14 protein-coding genes are annotated in these 16751 nt (G+C 47.4%); 12 read left to right on the top strand and 2 right to left on the bottom strand.

Annotation, left to right across the window (positions count from 1 at the left end; translation table 11 throughout):
* The first annotated feature begins 233 nt into the window (after positions 1-233).
* From L2713_RS20535 to L2713_RS14285, 10 genes are read left to right on the top strand one after another with little or no spacing between them, the layout of a single operon-like run.
* Entirely contained in the window at positions 234-1370 is a 1137-nt protein-coding gene (locus L2713_RS20535) for a methyl-accepting chemotaxis protein (protein ID WP_283105301.1), read from the top strand.
* A gap of 15 nt (positions 1371-1385) precedes the next feature.
* A complete protein-coding gene (locus L2713_RS14325) occupies positions 1386-1679 on the top strand; it encodes an STAS domain-containing protein (protein ID WP_086904268.1) in 294 nt (97 codons plus the stop codon).
* Complete coding sequence (locus L2713_RS14320) at positions 1680-3377, top strand: SpoIIE family protein phosphatase (RefSeq protein ID WP_248968342.1); 1698 nt, start codon at positions 1680-1682, stop codon at positions 3375-3377.
* Positions 3378-3743: a response regulator gene (locus L2713_RS14315; RefSeq protein WP_011626096.1), complete on the top strand. Its 366-nt coding sequence runs from the start codon at positions 3378-3380 to the stop codon at positions 3741-3743.
* A gap of 18 nt (positions 3744-3761) precedes the next feature.
* The gene (locus L2713_RS14310; RefSeq protein WP_248968341.1) at positions 3762-5960 is read left to right on the top strand and encodes a chemotaxis protein CheA; all 2199 of its coding nucleotides are present in this window, start codon (positions 3762-3764) and stop codon (positions 5958-5960) included.
* Between the two features lie 14 nt (positions 5961-5974).
* The gene (locus L2713_RS14305; protein ID WP_011622855.1) at positions 5975-6487 is read left to right on the top strand and encodes a chemotaxis protein CheW; all 513 of its coding nucleotides are present in this window, start codon (positions 5975-5977) and stop codon (positions 6485-6487) included.
* Positions 6488-6492: 5 nt separating this feature from the next.
* A complete protein-coding gene (locus L2713_RS14300; RefSeq protein ID WP_248968340.1) occupies positions 6493-8463 on the top strand; it encodes a methyl-accepting chemotaxis protein in 1971 nt (656 codons plus the stop codon).
* On the top strand, positions 8464-9294 hold the full coding sequence (locus tag L2713_RS14295) for a CheR family methyltransferase (RefSeq protein WP_248968339.1): 831 nt from the start codon (positions 8464-8466) through the stop codon (positions 9292-9294).
* A 3-nt stretch (positions 9295-9297) separates the two neighbouring features.
* Positions 9298-9918 (top strand): chemoreceptor glutamine deamidase CheD, encoded by a 621-nt coding sequence (gene cheD / locus L2713_RS14290; RefSeq protein WP_086904262.1) that lies wholly within the window; start codon positions 9298-9300, stop codon positions 9916-9918.
* Positions 9919-9921: 3 nt separating this feature from the next.
* Complete coding sequence (locus tag L2713_RS14285; RefSeq protein ID WP_011626102.1) at positions 9922-10977, top strand: protein-glutamate methylesterase/protein-glutamine glutaminase; 1056 nt, start codon at positions 9922-9924, stop codon at positions 10975-10977.
* A gap of 206 nt (positions 10978-11183) precedes the next feature.
* Here the strand turns inward: L2713_RS14285 and L2713_RS14280 are convergent, their stop codons facing one another.
* Positions 11184-12818, bottom strand: coding sequence for a diguanylate cyclase (locus L2713_RS14280; protein ID WP_248968338.1), 1635 nt, complete (start codon positions 12816-12818; stop codon positions 11184-11186).
* A gap of 383 nt (positions 12819-13201) precedes the next feature.
* Between L2713_RS14280 and L2713_RS14275 the strand changes: the two genes are divergently transcribed.
* Together L2713_RS14275 and L2713_RS14270 are read left to right on the top strand one after the other, a co-directional pair.
* Positions 13202-14209, top strand: a complete 1008-nt coding sequence (locus L2713_RS14275) for a nuclease-related domain-containing protein (RefSeq protein ID WP_248968337.1) — start codon at positions 13202-13204, stop codon at positions 14207-14209.
* Between the two features lie 98 nt (positions 14210-14307).
* Complete coding sequence (locus L2713_RS14270) at positions 14308-14757, top strand: SRPBCC family protein (RefSeq protein WP_248968336.1); 450 nt, start codon at positions 14308-14310, stop codon at positions 14755-14757.
* 175 nt (positions 14758-14932) lie between these two features.
* Here the strand turns inward: L2713_RS14270 and L2713_RS14265 are convergent, their stop codons facing one another.
* Positions 14933-16525, bottom strand: a complete 1593-nt coding sequence (locus L2713_RS14265; RefSeq protein WP_248968335.1) for an ABC-F family ATPase — start codon at positions 16523-16525, stop codon at positions 14933-14935.
* Positions 16526-16751: the final 226 nt, after the last annotated feature.

Raw genomic sequence — 16751 nt, 5'->3', positions numbered from 1 at the left:
AAGACATCGCCAGTGTAACCTAGCCTGTGGTGGCTGCACAGCTAAGTTTATGTATCCACTAGACAAGTCTCTACATTAATCAGTCATTCGCCTGACTGCAGACCGAATGCCTGTATAGCGTATCCATTTTGCGCATGCCGTTCTGATTTTAGTGAAAAAAGTCGATTAGTTGTTTGAAAACCCCTGAATATGAAACTACTTTTTAATCACAGATCAATAATTGCGAAGTCTCTATGACATACAAGGATGGCATTGTTGCAGTGTTTGCTGCAGTAATAGGATATTTCATCGGCAGCCTAGTCAGTTTTATGCTGAGTACCTTAGTCGCCGTGACCATTATGCTCGCTTGGCAGTTTCATCGACAATCTTCAGTGTCTCAACCCATCTCCCATGCCTATGCTACGTCTGGTACTCGCGCCGATTGGCAAGACCAACTGACGCTGTATCAAGAAGTGTCTGTGTCACTAAAAACCTGTGAGCAGAGTATCGACGATGTGCTGTCGGTGCAGTCGGATGCAGTCGACCTATTGGGTGGCGCCTTCGATGGCCTAGGTAAGTTAATGCACGAGCAAAGCGAGTTTATTTCAGCACTGGTGCATAGCACGGATGATGAAGAGATTTTCCATTCTGAGCAGATGAAGCTATTTGCTAATAACACCTCGACCACGCTGGAGCGATTTATTCAATCGACCATTGAGATGTCAGCTTCCAATATCGATTTGCTCGAGAAAGTGAATGTGATTTATGAATCCATGCCGCAGGCGATGAAGGCCTTGAAGGATATCGACCAAATCTCTTCGCAAACCAATTTACTGGCATTGAACGCGGCAATTGAGGCCGCCCGTGCAGGGGATGCGGGTAGGGGCTTTGCCGTGGTGGCCGATGAGGTGCGTGCCCTTTCTAATCGCAGCGCTGGTTTTAGTGAAAGTATTCAAAAACAGTTACATACAATTCAAGTACAAATTGAACAGTTAACCCATCAAGTGAGTAAAGTCGCCGCTCAGGATATGTCTTATATTATCGAGGCGAAAAAAGATCTCGATACGGCGCTAGAACAAATCATTGTAAAAGCTGAAAAAGACGCTGTGGTCATTGACCGCATCGACGCCTCCGCCCACGAATTAGAGAGTGCCATTGCCGACACGATTCGTGGCTTACAATTTAGCGATATCACCTCGCAAAGTTTGATTTATACCAATCAGAGTTTGCAGCACTTGCGTGAATCCTTAAATCGGGTCACGGCAATGTCGCCCGAAGAATTCGATGAGCAGTGTGATGGTTTAGTTTCACAGATCAGTGGTCGGCGTACCAACACCCATAATCCAGTATCCGCAAGTCAAATCAGTTGTGGTGAGATTGAGCTTTTCTAAACAGGGAAGATTGTGATGGCTAATATTTTTTATATCTCTTTGCCAGAACGTTTTGATTTTTATCATCATAAAAAATTCACCAGCGATTATCAAAAGGCCTTTCTCGAAGAGGACATTAAGCACTTAGTGCTGGATTTTAGCCGCGTGCTCTACATTGATAGCTCGGCACTGGGGATGATGGTGCTGCTGCATCGTAAGGCGCTTGAGCGTCAGATCAGCACGGCGATTCGGGGACTGCATGGGCAAGCGGAAGAAATTATAACGATTGCCAATATGGGACGTTTGTATCTTGTTGAACGGGATGTGTAAGTGCCTAAAAGCCAACGTTATATTCTGGTCATTGATGATGACTTAGTCACAAACCAAATTATTACGGCGTTTATTCACAGTAAAGGTTGGGGGGTGATTACTTGCTGTAATCTGGAAGAAGCAAACGAAGAAATTAATCAGCAAAATATCGAACTTATTTTATTAGACTATTATTTGCCCGATGGCACCGCCCTGACGTTATTAGAAAGACTGCGATACCGAGAATCGCCCGTGCCAGTAATTGTTATCAGCGCGGATAACGAATATCAAAAAATAATATCCTGCTTTCGTTTAGGGGCCTTAGATTTTATTATTAAACCGATTAATTTAGAACTGTTCTGGCATAAAGTTGAAGGGTTATTAGCGCATTTTTCCTTAGAAAAACAAGTTAAGCAACAACGCTCAATATTAGAAAAAATGCTCTATCAAAAGGCCCGTGAAGAACAAATGGCAAGGCATTTATTTGAGCATCTTGTCAATATTCGCAATGTCAGTTTTGATTTCGTCAAATCCTTTACTCAAGCAAGTGCTAATTTTAGCGGCGATATTATTCTTAATACCGTTGGTCCCAACGGAAACTTTTTCTTAATTATTGCGGATTCTACCGGCCATGGATTAAGTGCGGCAATGCCGATTTTGCGGGTAGCCAATACCTTCAGGGCCATGGTGGCGAAAGGCTTTAATCTCGTCAGTTTGATTTATGAACTTAATGCCAACGTGTATGAAGACAGCCCCGGCGATCGTTTTGTGGCGGCCGTGGTCTTAGAGATAGATTTCTTTAAAAATCAAATCAATCTCTGGAATGGCGGCATGCCGGACGCATTGCTTTATCAAGATGAATTGGAAAGCGATTCGGCTTATGCCGAGCATGAGCATATACAGAAATACCGCTCTAAAAATATGGCTCTAGGCATTTTGTCGCCCAGTGCGTTTATCGCGAATATTGCCTCGTTTCCCATTCCGCGGACGGGGCGGATCTGTTTACTCAGTGACGGATTAATTGAGCAACAGAGTAAAGGCGGCACATTTTTTGGCATGGACAGCGTGATTTCGTTGTTGAGTTTTTATGGTCGCGATTTAACTGAATACCTAAGAACAAAACTCAAAACCATTTTTGAACACGAGATCACCGATGATATTGCGGTGTGTGTACTCGATTTCGAGTTATTACATAACTGGTATCGAGAACGAGAACATAAATCGAGTCAAATTTGTATGAAAGGCGAGTTTACTTGGGCCATTAAAATGATGGGCGCCATGTTATTAAATGCCGACTATTTAAATTCACTGAATCAGTTTTTGAATATTTTTGGGTTTTCTACTACGTTTAGTCAGAGGGTATTTACTGTTGTTTCTGAGTTAGTTACTAACGCAGTTGACCATGGTGTGCTCAAGTTAGACTCTCGTCTTAAAAATGATCCTGAACGTTTTGAGTTATACCACAGCATACGTGAAAGCAGCATAGACAAGCTTAAGGCTGAAGATTGGGTCAAGGTTGAGCTGGAATGGCATGCACAACTCAGTGAACTCAGGATCACTGTATCCGACAGTGGTGATGGGTATGTGCCGAAGGAGCAGGAGGAAATCGCAGATTGGTTTCAAATTTCGGGTCGTGGTCTTTTATTGGTTAAATCCCTCTCTAAGAGCTATGAGTTAGTAGCTCCAGGAAATAAAACTAAAGTCATAATGGAATGGTAAATGAGCAAAAAAATATTAATTGTTGATGACTCGGCCGCGATCAGACAGATGGTTGAGGCGACGTTAAAGTCGGCAAATTATCAAGTCGTGCTCGCAAAAGATGGTCGTGAAGCCCTAGATTTATGTGGCGGACAACGATTCGATTTTATTTTGACGGATCAAAATATGCCCCGTATGGACGGTTTGACGCTCATTAAATCCCTCAGAGCCATGACGGCGTTTATGCGCACGCCCATTGTCATGCTGACCACCGAAGCCGGTGAAGATATGAAGGCGCAAGGTCGAGCCGCAGGCGCTACGGGATGGATGGTCAAGCCCTTTGACCCGCAGAAGCTATTAGCTATTACAGCCAAAGTGCTGGGCTAACCTAGGTCGGGGTGTGCTATGTCCATTAATATGGCAGAGTTCCATCAGGTTTTTTTTGAAGAAAGCCACGAACATCTTGAAAATATGGAGCAATTGCTCCTTGCATTAGATTTAGACGCCCCCGATCCCGAAGAATTAAATACCATTTTCCGCGCTGCCCATTCGATTAAAGGGGGCAGTGGCATCTTTGGTTTTACCGCGCTGACTAGCGTGACCCACGTAATGGAGAATTTGCTCGATAAAACCCGAAAGGGCACGTTTGAGCTTTCCTCTTCTGTCATTGATCTCTTGCTTCGTACCGTGGATACCCTTTCACATATTTTAAACCTCTATCGGGAAGAGGAACCCATCGATTGGCAGCAGGTGGAATTTGCCAAAAACCAGCTGGTGGCAGCCTTAAATGGTGAACCCTTTTCCACTCAAACCGCTAATGTGACAAGTGGGGTAAGCGCTGCTAATGCCAATCATCAGAGCGAAGATAAACCCTTACAAGCAGCGGTTAAGCCAAGTGTAGCGACTCAATCAGTAGACGATAGCTTCGGTTTTTTTGAGGATGAAGTGGAGCTAGGGTTAGTCGATGAAACGGAACATTTCGGCTTTTTTGATGAGGCCTATACCGCAAAGGAAATCCGCGCCGAGGATATTCACGCATCTACTGTAACTGAGCAGAGTTCGACACCGCAGGAACTGACGGTTGCTGATCTGGCTGCCAATCAAGTCGCGACTGTTAGCGACGATGCGCTAGATGATGAATTAGGCTACGGCTTTTTTGAATCATTAACACCCGAAACATTCGCCACTGAAATTGATGCCTTAACTTCAACATCGGTCAAAGAGAAGTCCATCACTAATCAGGTGCCAGCGCCTCGAGCAGAAGCGGACACTTCAAAGTCGCAATCGACTCGAGCCAAAAAGCCCGCACAAGAAGTCTGTAAACAGCCTGCCAAATCGGCGGCTAAAGCCGAGGCAATGCCGCCACAATCTTCTACTTCAACCATAGGCTCTGCATCCGGCAGCAGTAGTCAACCCGCAGCGAAAAAGGCCAGTGCCGCCAGCCAAGATGCCACGTTGAGGGTAGAAACCTCCAAGATAGATACGCTAGTTAATCTTGCGGGTGAATTGGTGATCACCCAATCCATGCTCACCCTTATCGGTAATGAGCTGGGCGGCGAATTAGGTGAGCGGCTAAAAACGGCGCTTAATGAGTTAGAACGCAATACCCGGGAAATGCAGGAAGCTGTCATGTCGGTGCGCATGTTACCCGTGTCGTTCGTGTTTAACCGTTTTCATCGACTGGTGCGGGATTTATCGGATCAGCTTGGCAAAAATGTCAGTCTGGTGATTGAGGGCGGTAACACTGAAATTGATAAGGGGATGATTGAAAAGTTAGTCGATCCGCTCACCCACCTTGTTCGTAACAGTCTTGACCATGGTATTGAAAAACCAGAAAAAAGACTTGCAGAAGGCAAAAGTGAAGCCGGTGTCTTGTCCCTTAAAGCCAGTCAGCGCGGCGGCAGTATAGTGATCGCCGTCCACGATGATGGTGGCGGTTTAAACCGTGAGCGCATTTTGCAAAAGGCTCGGGAAAATGGCATGGCGTTGCCCGAGAACATGACGGACAAACAAGTGTGGCAATTAATTTTTGCTGCAGGGTTCTCAACGGCGGCTGAGGTTACCGATGTCTCGGGGCGCGGCGTGGGTATGGACGTGGTGCGCAAGAATATTGAGGCCTTAGGTGGTCGGATTGATATTGATTCCGTGGCGGGTCAGGGCGCGACCTTCGAAATCCAGCTTCCCCTTACCTTAGCCATTGTCGATGGCATGAGCGTCAGCGTAGGTAATCAAATCTATATCTTACCTTTAGTACACATTATCGAATCGATACAACCGCAAACCGAGCAGCTTAAATTTTTGGCCAAAGAGCGGTTACTCAGGGTGCGGGAAGAATATTTACCCCTGCTAAACCTCTATCAATTAATGGAAATAGAACCCCAAGCCAAGACGCCAGAAGCCGGCATAGTGGTCTTGCTCGAAAGCAATAATAAACGCTTTGGCCTGTGTGTCGATGCTCTCGTCGGGCAGCAACAAGTGGTGATCAAGAGCCTTGAAAAACACTATCGGCGGATCCCCGGCGTATCGGGGGCGACCATCATGGGCGATGGCAGCGTGGCCTTGATCCTCGATGTTGAATCACTTGCACTGCATATCAAAAATTAACTAAGGATGTCGCAATGGATAACCGCACGAACACGGTGAGTAAGCAGGAGTACAGCGTCCACGATGAGGTCGAGTTTTTAAGTTTTGTGCTGGGTGAAGAGCATTATGCGCTCGACATTATGTCGGTGAAGGAGATCCGCGGGTATGAGCCTGTCACCAAAATCGCCAATGCGCCGAGTTTTATCAAAGGCGTACTGAATCTTAGGGGCGATATCGTACCGATTGTCGATTTAAGGATGAAGTTTGCCGTGGGCAGTGCGACCTACAACGAGTTCACCATCGTCATTATGTTGAATGTGTTTGACCGTATCGTCGGGATTGTCGTCGATGCGGTGTCGGATGTGATTAAACTCGCCGCCGAAGAAATTCTACCCGCCCCCGAATTTGGGGTGGCCTTCGATAGCCGTTACCTCAAGGGGCTGGCAACGGTAGAAGACAAGATGATCATTTTGGTAAATATACAGGCTCTGATCAGCAGTGATGAGCTGGGTCTAATTGATGCAAATAGTCTGTCTGATCAGGAGTAATCATAATGGGTATTTTCAATGTGTTTGGAAATGAAGAGGCGCGCCAGCAAAAGGAAGAGGAGCTGCAACGCTATTTCCAATTATTAGATAACAGCGGCAACAGCTTTATGATCGCCGACAGCAACCGCAATATTATCTACGCCAATAAAGCGGTATTGAATATGTTATCCGAGGCTGAGGCGGACATTCGCAAAGAGCTGCCGCAGTTCTCTGTGGCCAAGGTGGTGGGCAGTAATATCGATATTTTCCATAAAAATCCGGCTCATCAACGCAATATGCTCGAGCGCCTTACCCAATCCCATACGGCGCAAATCACCATAGGAAAGCGGACTTTTAAGCTGATCCTGACGCCCATTATCACCCGTGAAAATAAACACTTAGGTACGGGGGTTGAATGGATTGATAGAACGGAGAGCATAGAGTCCGAGCGGGCGACGCAGCGCATTTTAGAGGCGCTGAATAATACCAGTACCAATGTGATGATCGCCGATGCCAACCGCACCATCATCTATATGAACCGCTCGGTGGAATCGATGCTGCGCCAATCGGAGAATGAGATCAGGCAAGCGCTGCCGCATTTCTCCGTCGATAAAATTCTTGGCAGCTCTATGGATATTTTCCATAAGAATCCTGCCCATCAAGCCAGTCTGTTAGATAAGCTCGACCGTAAATATGAATCGCAAATCAAAGTGGCCAGTTGTCACTTCCGCTTAACCGCAAGCCCGATTATTTCCAAAACGGGTGAGCGGTTAGGTTCAGTTGTCGAATGGCTCGACCGCACGGTCGAAGTGCAAATCGAGCAGGAAATCTCGCGCATCGTCAATGCGGCTGCGGCGGGGGATTTCTCCCAACGGGCTGAGACACAAGGTAAGCAGGGCTTCTTCTTAATGCTGGCGAACAGCCTCAATGCCTTGATTGAAACCTCGGATCGCGGTCTACAGGATGTGGCGCGGGTGTTGATGGCGCTAGCCGAAGGCGATTTAACCACGCGTATCTATAACGATTACGAAGGCACCTTTAATGATTTGAAAAACTATTCAAATCAAACCGCTGAAAAGCTCTCTTACATGATAAGAGACATTCAAAAGGCCGCCGATACCATTAATACCGCCTCTTCAGAAATCGCTCAGGGCAATGCTGATTTGTCGAGCCGCACTGAGGAGCAAGCATCGAGTCTTGAACAAACTTCGGCGAGTATGGAAGAACTGACAGGCACGGTGAAGCTAAATGCCGACAACGCCAGTCAGGCTAATGCGCTTGCCTCTAAGGCCGCCGATGTTGCCGTCGATGGGGGCGAACTTATCCAGCAAGTGGTACAAACCATGGCATCGATTAACGAATCGGCACGCAAGATTGCCGATATTATCGGTGTTATTGATGGCATAGCCTTCCAAACCAATATCTTAGCGCTAAATGCGGCGGTCGAAGCGGCTAGAGCCGGCGAGCAAGGTCGTGGATTTGCGGTGGTGGCCTCAGAGGTGAGAAGTTTGGCCCAACGTTCGGCCAATGCAGCCAAGGACATTAAAGCCTTGATCTCCGACTCGGTGACCAAAATCGAAAGCGGTAACAGCTTAGTCGGCAAATCCGGCGACACCATGAAAGAAATCGTCATCGCCATTAAACGGGTGAACGACATCATGGCCGAAATTGCCTCAGCCTCGAATGAGCAGGCGATCGGTATCGATGAGATCAGTAAAGCCGTAGTGCAAATGGATGAAATGACACAGCAAAACGCGGCCTTAGTGGAGGAAGCCGCCGCCGCAGCCGAAAGCATGCAATCGCAGGCGCAGCAGTTAGCGGACAGTGTGGCCAACTTTACCGTGGACGAAGACACCACAGCTGCGCCAAAACCCGTGGCGAGCCACAAGAAGTTAGCGGTAAAACCGCCATCGACTGTGACTCGCATGCCCGTTAAACCTAAGGCGATGGCGCCAAAGGTCAATAAAGCCGACCAAGATGAATGGGAAGATTTTTGATTGAGCGAACATCAACCTCTAGGGAAAGAGTTTGTTTTTACGGCGGCGCACTTTAATACGGTGAAAACTCGGCTGTACCAATTTGCCGGCATTAAGTTAGCCGACAGTAAAGACGCCATGGTGTACAGCCGTTTAGTCCGGCGGATAAGGGCGCTCAAGTTAGCGGGATTTACTGCGTATTTTGAGTATTTGCAGGCGCACGAGAGTGAACATCAGGAGTTTATTAATGCGCTAACGACTAATCAGACGGCGTTCTTTCGCGAGCCCCATCACTTTGAGATCTTAAAACAATATTTACAGGCTCACCCGCACACCAAAAGGATCTGGTGTGCGGCCAGTAGCACGGGGGAAGAGCCTTACTCCATTGCTATGGTGGTCGCGGAACATTTCGGCCGCTTTAACACGCCCATCGAAATCATTGCTTCGGATATCGACAGCGGCGTACTGAAAAAGGCGCAACTGGGCATCTATCCTATCGAGCGTATCGAGGCGGTAAATGCCGATCGCAAGAAGGCGTTTTTTCAGCGAGGGCGTGGGGCACAACAAGGCAATGTGCGCGTGGTGCCAGAGCTCAAACAGATGCTGCAGTTTACCCGGCTCAATTTAGTCGATGAGTTTTGGTCAATCAAGACGCCAATCGATGTGATTTTTTGTCGAAACGTGATGATTTATTTCGATAAAACTACGCAGGAAAGCATCCTTAAACACATGATGCTTTCCCTTGCCGATGATGGACTCTACATCGCAGGCCATTCGGAGAACTTTAATATGTTCCCCCAAATCATAAAGCCAGTAGGCCAGACAACCTACAAGGCGGTAAAGGGAGCTTGATGAGTGCCAAAGCCGAATATTGAATACCCCGTTATCGAGCCGAATCGCTATTATGACCATCATTTTGGCTGTGATGCGGTCAAAATTCTGCCGGGGGAGTTTTTCGCTACCCGCGATCAAACCATGATAGTCACAGTGCTAGGCTCATGTGTGTCCGTTTGCCTCTCCGATCCCGATTTAAAAATTGGTGGAATGAATCATTTTTTATTACCGAGTGATAATGGCAACAGTTCGGGGATCTTAACCGATTCAGCCCGTTATGGTGTGTACGCCATGGAGTTGCTGATCAACGAATTGCTCAAACTCGGTGCGCGGCGCCGTGCCTTGGTCGCGAAAGTGTTCGGGGGCGGAAATATGCTCAATGGGATCACCGCCCATAATATCGGTGAGCGCAATGCGGAGTTTGTGCTCGAATATTTGCAGATGGAACAAATCCCCATCTTAGCTGCAGACTTACTCGATTATTATCCTCGAAAAGTGTATTTTTTTCCGGCGACAGGTTTAGTAAAAGTTAGAAAAATCAGAACAATGCATAATAGCACCATTATGGACAGGGAAAGTGAGTATCGCCTAAGGATCAGGAATTTGCCGAGTGGCGGAGATGTGGAACTCTTTGGTGACTAAGACATGACGATAAAAGTACTGGTGGTTGATGATTCGGCATTGATCCGTAACTTATTGGGCAAGATGATCGAAGCCGATAGCGAACTTTCCCTCGTGGGCATGGCCGCCGATGCCTACATGGCCAAGGATATGGTCAATCAGCATCGCCCCGATGTGATCACTTTAGATATTGAAATGCCTAAAGTGGATGGCTTGACCTTTTTAGACCGCTTAATGAAGGCTAGACCCACGGCGGTGGTGATGATTTCGTCGTTAACCGAAGAAGGCGCGGACGCTACATTTAACGCGCTCGCCCTCGGAGCGGTAGATTTTATCCCCAAGCCGAAATTAGATTCGCCCCAGGATTTTAATGAATACCAAGATTTAATTTTGGAGAAAATTAAATCGGCCGCCCACGCTAAACTGAAAACCCAACGAGCAGCTCCTGCCGTCGTGGTGCAACCTAGCCATAAACCCGCGCTGAGCAACCGAGTAATCAACACGCAATTGGTGGCAATAGGCGCCTCCACTGGCGGTACCGAAGCCATTTTGTCACTGTTACAGCAGTTTCCGGCGGTGATGCCACCGATTGTGATCACCCAACATATGCCACCGGGCTTTACTCGCACTTTTGCTGAGCGGCTAAATAAACTCACCCGTTTGAATGTCAAACAGGCTGAAGATGGCGAACGTTTGCTGCCCTGTTATGTGTATATTGCGCCGGGGGATCAGCATTTAGAAGTGATTAAGGTCGGCGGCAGTTTTAAGACCCGCTTGACCCAGGGCGACAAGGTGAGTGGCCATAGGCCGTCGGTCGATGTGCTATTTAACTCGGTTGCCGAGTGCGCGGGGGCCAATACCACTGCGGCGATTTTAACTGGGATGGGCAAAGATGGCGCCGATGGGATGGCGTTAATCGATGAACAGGGCGGTAAAACCTTTGCGCAGGGAGAGCAGAGTTGTGTGGTGTTCGGCATGCCAAGGGAAGCGATCAAACGCGGCGTTATCCATCATGTCGTCGAACTGCCGCAACTGGCGGATAAGATGCTCAATTATTTAGCCTCGCTTAAGCGAGACTAAAATCACTGACAACGTCTGTTAAGATTGCAGTCCTAGCGCGTCAATACATCTTGTTCTTATCAATCGCAAACAATGGCAAATGACGCGCTACCTTGTCATTCCACATAGCAATCTTATTTGTGCGCATTCGTTTAGTTAGTCATGCACACTACCATTGATCAATTTTTTAAAGCCCTAACATAATGAGATTATCGCCAGAGTAAGGTTTATTTTATTAAGGTAGTGATCAAACGGTTACGTCCCGTACGTTTTGCCTCATACAGATTTTTATCCGCCAGCAATAAACAGTCTTGAAACTCGCTGCATTCGGTCGAGAAGGCTAAGCCCCCGCTTAAGGTGACTTTAAATTCGGCGCCTTCTTCGACAAACACAATATGGCTAAAGCTCTCGCGAATAGCATTAAGCTTGGCTATAGCTAAGGGGGCGGGTAGATCGGGTAAGACCAGCATAAATTCTTCGCCGCCGTAACGACCCATAAAATCGACGGGGCGCAGGGATTGCTGCAACAGATGAGCAAAGGCTAATAGCACTTTGTCGCCGCCAGAATGCCCATAGGTATCATTCACTTGCTTAAAGTGATCTAAGTCCAGCATAGCAATGCACACCGAGGAGTTGATGCGTTTGGCAAGGTTAAAACAGCGGCGGGCGGCAACGAGGATCTGGGTGTGATTGAGCAGTCCGGTTAAGCTATCGCGGCTGGCGGAGCTTCGAATATCATGGCCACGCTGGGCGCGGGAAATCACTTGCGTCACAAACAGACTCGGCGCGGTTTGTTTCGAGATTAAATCGTCGGAACCCGCCTGAATGATGCTGACTTTGTTCTGCATAGTGTCGTCGGAGCTGAGCACTAGGATAGGGCTTGAGCTGTATTTATCTAATTGGCGGATCATTTTCGCCAGCTCTAAACCATTCACATCGGGCATATACAAATCGAAAATAAACAGATCTGGCTCAAATTGCTCTAGGGTCGGCAGCACTTGCTCGGGTTTGGTCATGCCTTTTACCATCAGCCCATGACTGCGAAGCAGGCTGGAAAAATAATCGACCATGGATTGCTGATCGTCCACCAGCAAAATTTTAAGCGGCTGTTTTTCTGACATTTTGAGCCACTGGTGGATCTTGCGTACCAGCAGGGTGGTTTCGGCGGGTTTGACAAAATACTCGCTGACATTGGCACGGATCGCCAGCAGTCGCATCTCAAAATCACCGCGGGAAGAGAGAACAAATACACGGGTATTGTGCTTCTCAAACTCGGTCGCCGCGGTAAATAAGGCTTCTTCGGTATAATCGGGCAAGATGAGATCTAATAAAATCAAATCGAAGGGCGAGGTATTTTGAATTTCGAGGAAGTCGGTGAAGTTTAAAAAGTGCTGCACATTAAAGCCAAACTCATGCAGCTGCTTTGTTATCATCGCCCCGACATTGTTGTCATCCTCAATAATCGCAATTCGATACTCGTGCCGTGCTTTTGTCGGTTTATAGGGACTGTGCTGCATTTGCGCTTCAACCACGGGGGCCGCTGGCTCACCACGGAGGTTATTTTGCAGCAGCTGGTGGAAGAGGGTATCTAAGCTTTTGATCACATTCAGCGCTGGTGCGGGCGAATCGAGTAAATTTTTTAACAGCAGTTCAAGCTTATCGACAATCTCTTTGGTGTCGGTAAGGCCAAAAGTTTCGCAGGAGCCTTTTAAGTTATGGACTTCACGGTAGACCGCCGACAGCATATGGCTCTGCCAGTTTTTCCGTAGCGAGATCCACAGGGTGATAATTTGTTTCTTCTTATCGGGTAGTGCATGTAAGTACTGACGTTTTAGTTGTTCTAAGGATTCTTCAAGACTCATAGGCTATCACCACCATCAGAATTTATAGGATAAGCTGGTGCACTGCTGGCGCGTATGCAATACCTCATAAGTATTAGTCGGCACAATTAGTGGGATTTTCTGCTTATTCGATACCCTAAGAGTGTAAACCAAGGTTGAGAAAATGCGGTGCTTGAGCTGTGATTTCACTCGATATTTATGTCGCGAGAGACCGATATGATACATTTCAGTCAAATGTAGCACTGGCTAAATCTTGCAAGATAAAAACACATGCCAACAAGTGTTCTATAACCGCCATGGGCATTAACAAACCGTACAGGAGTACAGACAGAGTGAAGGGACGCGTCAAAGATAAGTGGGCTTATCCCATGGTTTTTCGAACGTTAATCTTGTGGATGAGCGCTTTGAGTATCGGCTTATCTTGCTCAACGGCATGGGCGTTGGTGAAACAAGACTCTGAGGCCATCTGTATTCTTATCCAAAGTGAGATGCAAGATTGGCATCCCACTACGCCGCGCTACCAAGAGCTTAAGGCAAGATTTGACGAGCATTGCCAGCAGCCCGTCGCCAACGGTGTTAAATCCACGCTAAAGCCGCCTGCAACGCCAACTACGATTCGCCATGACTTGTCTAAGCAGAAACCCAATATAATACCTGTCGTGGTAACAGCGAAACCTACGTCCGCGCCAAGCACAATGTCTCCCATCTCTTCAATGTTCGAGTCGTTGTCGATTATTTTGGTTATTCCAATCCTTTTGCTGGTGTTGGCGATAGCTACCTTGTTATTTCGTCCGTCACTCAGACGATACCGAGCAGAAAGGTTAGGACAACAGGGGGAAAAGCGGGTCGCTAAGTTACTGAAACAAGAACTCAAAGATGAGGACTTCCGACTTTACCGCAATTTAATTTTACCTATGGATGAGATAACTGAAGGTACGCCTGCTTTGACAGAGGTGGATTTAGTTTTACTGACCCATTTCGGCGTGTTCGTCCTTGAAGTTAAAAATTACTCCGGCTGGATATTTGGCGGCGAGAAGCAAGCCCAGTGGACGCAAAAAATCTTTACCAAACAAACCCGCTTTAAAAATCCTCTCCATCAGAACTATAAACATTGTTTGGCGGTTGCCCATTGCTTAGGGTTAGTCGAAGGGCTCCATTCGGTCGTAGTGTTTAGCGATGAGGCTAGCTTTAAAACGCCGTTGCCTAAAAATGTGGTGAATGAGTCGGGACTTTTGAGTTTAATCGCTCAATATAAAGGGCAAATAACGGAAACCTCTAACAGCACAAATCTGGCATTCACTCTCGCCGCAGAACGGCTGGATATCGCTCAGCAGCAGTCGGACTCTGATGCTAAGTCATTGCACTTAATGCAGTTTAAGCATCGCCGCGTTGAGCCAACCATTTCAAGCTGAGGGGACAGTTAATATTCTCGCGCAGGTGATAACGAATGGGATTCTTGCGCTATCTTTAAGAACATCATTGGCCTATAAGCAACTGGAAGGATAAGGATATGCCCAATAACACAGGTACAGTGAAGTTACATAGAGTGCTACGCGCGCCTGCGGCGTTAGTCTACAAGGCGTTTACCGATAAAGCGGCCCTAGAGCGTTGGTTACCACCTTTCGGCTTTGTGGGAACGATTCATGAGTTTGAATTAGCCGTTGGGTCAGGGTATTCCATGAGTTTTACCCAATTTGCGACTGGGCACAGTCACTCCTTTAAGGTGATCTATACCGAGCTTATCCCCAACACACTTATTCGCCATACCGACCAATTTGATGATGAACATCTGCCTGGGGTGATGCAGGTGACTATCGCGTTAACCGAGGTCTCCTGCGGTACCAATTTGCAGATAGTGCAGGAGGGTATCCCAGCCGTGATCCCAGAGGAGATGTGTTACTTAGGCTGGCAGGAATCATTAACGCAACTTGCTGCTTTGGTGGAAGCGAAGACGGAATGAAGCCGTCAGTCACAGGGTGCTATAAAGGGGAGGATAAAAGGGGGATATGAGAGGTATAAAAAAGACGCTTATCTCGAGTAGAGTGAAGCGTCTTTTTATTAGGTAACTTTATTGAGTAATTTTAAAGGGCAATGGATAAAGCCTTTTAAAAAAGGCTTATCACACAGTAGCAGGATTATGCACTGGCAAGGTTTGCCAGATACTCATCAAAGGTTCCTTGGAAGTTCACCAATTTTCTATCCCGAATATCGATAATGCGGGTCGCTAACGAGGACACGAACTCGCGGTCGTGGCTGACGAAAATCAATGTGCCTTCAAAATCTTTGAGGGCATTATTTAAGGATTCAATCGCTTCCATATCCATATGGTTAGTCGGTTCGTCCATAATGATGACGTTGATATCTTGCATCATTAACTTGCCGAAAATTAAACGGTTTTTCTCACCACCTGAGCAGTTTTTCGCTTTTTTGTTGGCATCATCTTCGGTAAACAGCAAACGACCTAACATGGCTCGCACCATTAAATCGTTGTGTTTTGGCTGACGCCATTGGTCCATCCATTCAATAATAGTCAAATCATTATCGAAGTCGCTGGTGCTGTCCTGAGGGCAGTAACCAATGGAAGCGTTTTCGGACCACTTAATCACGCCTTGATTATGGATTAACTCATTGACTAAACAGCGTAATAAAGTCGTTTTACCTACGCCGTTCTCGCCGATAATCGCAAGCTTTGCACCGGCTTCGAGGATTAAATCGCCGCCTTTGAATAATAATTCGCCATCAAAACCGTGGGCGAGGTTCTCAAGCACCAATGCCTGACGGTGCATCTTTTTGCCCGGCGCGAAGCGAATCGATGGCGCAATACGGCTGGAGGATTTGACCTCATCCAGCTTAATTTTGTCCATGCGCTTGGCGCGTGAGCTGGCGAGTTTTGCCTTAGAGGCGTTAGCCCCAAAGCGGTTAACGAAGTCCTGTAGTTCTTCAATCTCGGCGCTCTTCTTGGCGTTGCTCGACAGCAGTTGTTCGCGCTGCAGGGCCGATTGCTCGAGGAAGTATTCGTAGTTACCGGGATAAATCCGCAGTTCACCGTAATCGATATCCGCCATATGGGTACAGACAGCATTTAAGAAGTGTCTGTCGTGGGAAATGATGATCATGGTGCATTTGCGCTTATTCAGCTCAGTTTCGAGCCAACTGATGGTGTGAATATCCAAGTTGTTGGTGGGCTCGTCGAGCAGCAGAATATCGGGGTTAGCAAACAGGGCTTGGGCTAACAGTACGCGCAGTTTCCAACCGGGGGCAACCTGTGACATAGGGCCATAGTGGAAGGATTCTTCGATACCGGCTTCAATCAGAATTTCGCCCGCGCGGCTCTCTGCGCTGTAGCCGTCCATTTCGGCGAATTCACTCTCGAGATCGCCCACACGCATGCCGTCTTCTTCGGTCATATCGGGTTTGGCATAAATCGCGTCACGCTCTTGCTTGATTTTCCACAGCTGGGTATCGCCCATGATCACCGCATCGATAACTGTGTATTGCTCGAAGGCGAATTGATCTTGGCTTAGGGTGCCGACCTTTAACCCCGGCGTGATAGACACATTGCCCGAGGTTGGGGCGAGGGCGCCACTTAAGATCTTCATAAAAGTCGATTTGCCGCAGCCGTTTGCGCCAATCAAACCATAACGGTTGCCGTTGCCAAATTTTGCCGAGATATTTTCAAATAATGGCTCTGGGCCGAATTGCATGGTGATATTTGCGGTAGAGATCAAGGGTATATCCTAGGAAAAAGTCGTTAATAACGGCTTAAAAAGCTGACAACCGCAAAGGGTTGCAATATCGAGCTAGTTATTGGCCACATATTTGGGCGCGGAGTATAGCGATTTCAGGCTCAAGATGCGAGTTTCAAGCATAAAGGTTCAAGGCAAAAACAAACCGAGCCACTCGGACTCGGTTATCATTCGTCTCGCCAGAAGATGCCGATTTCAGTTGGCGAAA

This window comes from Shewanella seohaensis, assembly GCF_023283775.1.
Classification (GTDB): domain Bacteria; phylum Pseudomonadota; class Gammaproteobacteria; order Enterobacterales; family Shewanellaceae; genus Shewanella; species Shewanella seohaensis.
The sequence above is the reverse complement of the archived record's forward strand: the minus strand, read 5'-3'. Positions and strand labels throughout refer to the sequence as shown.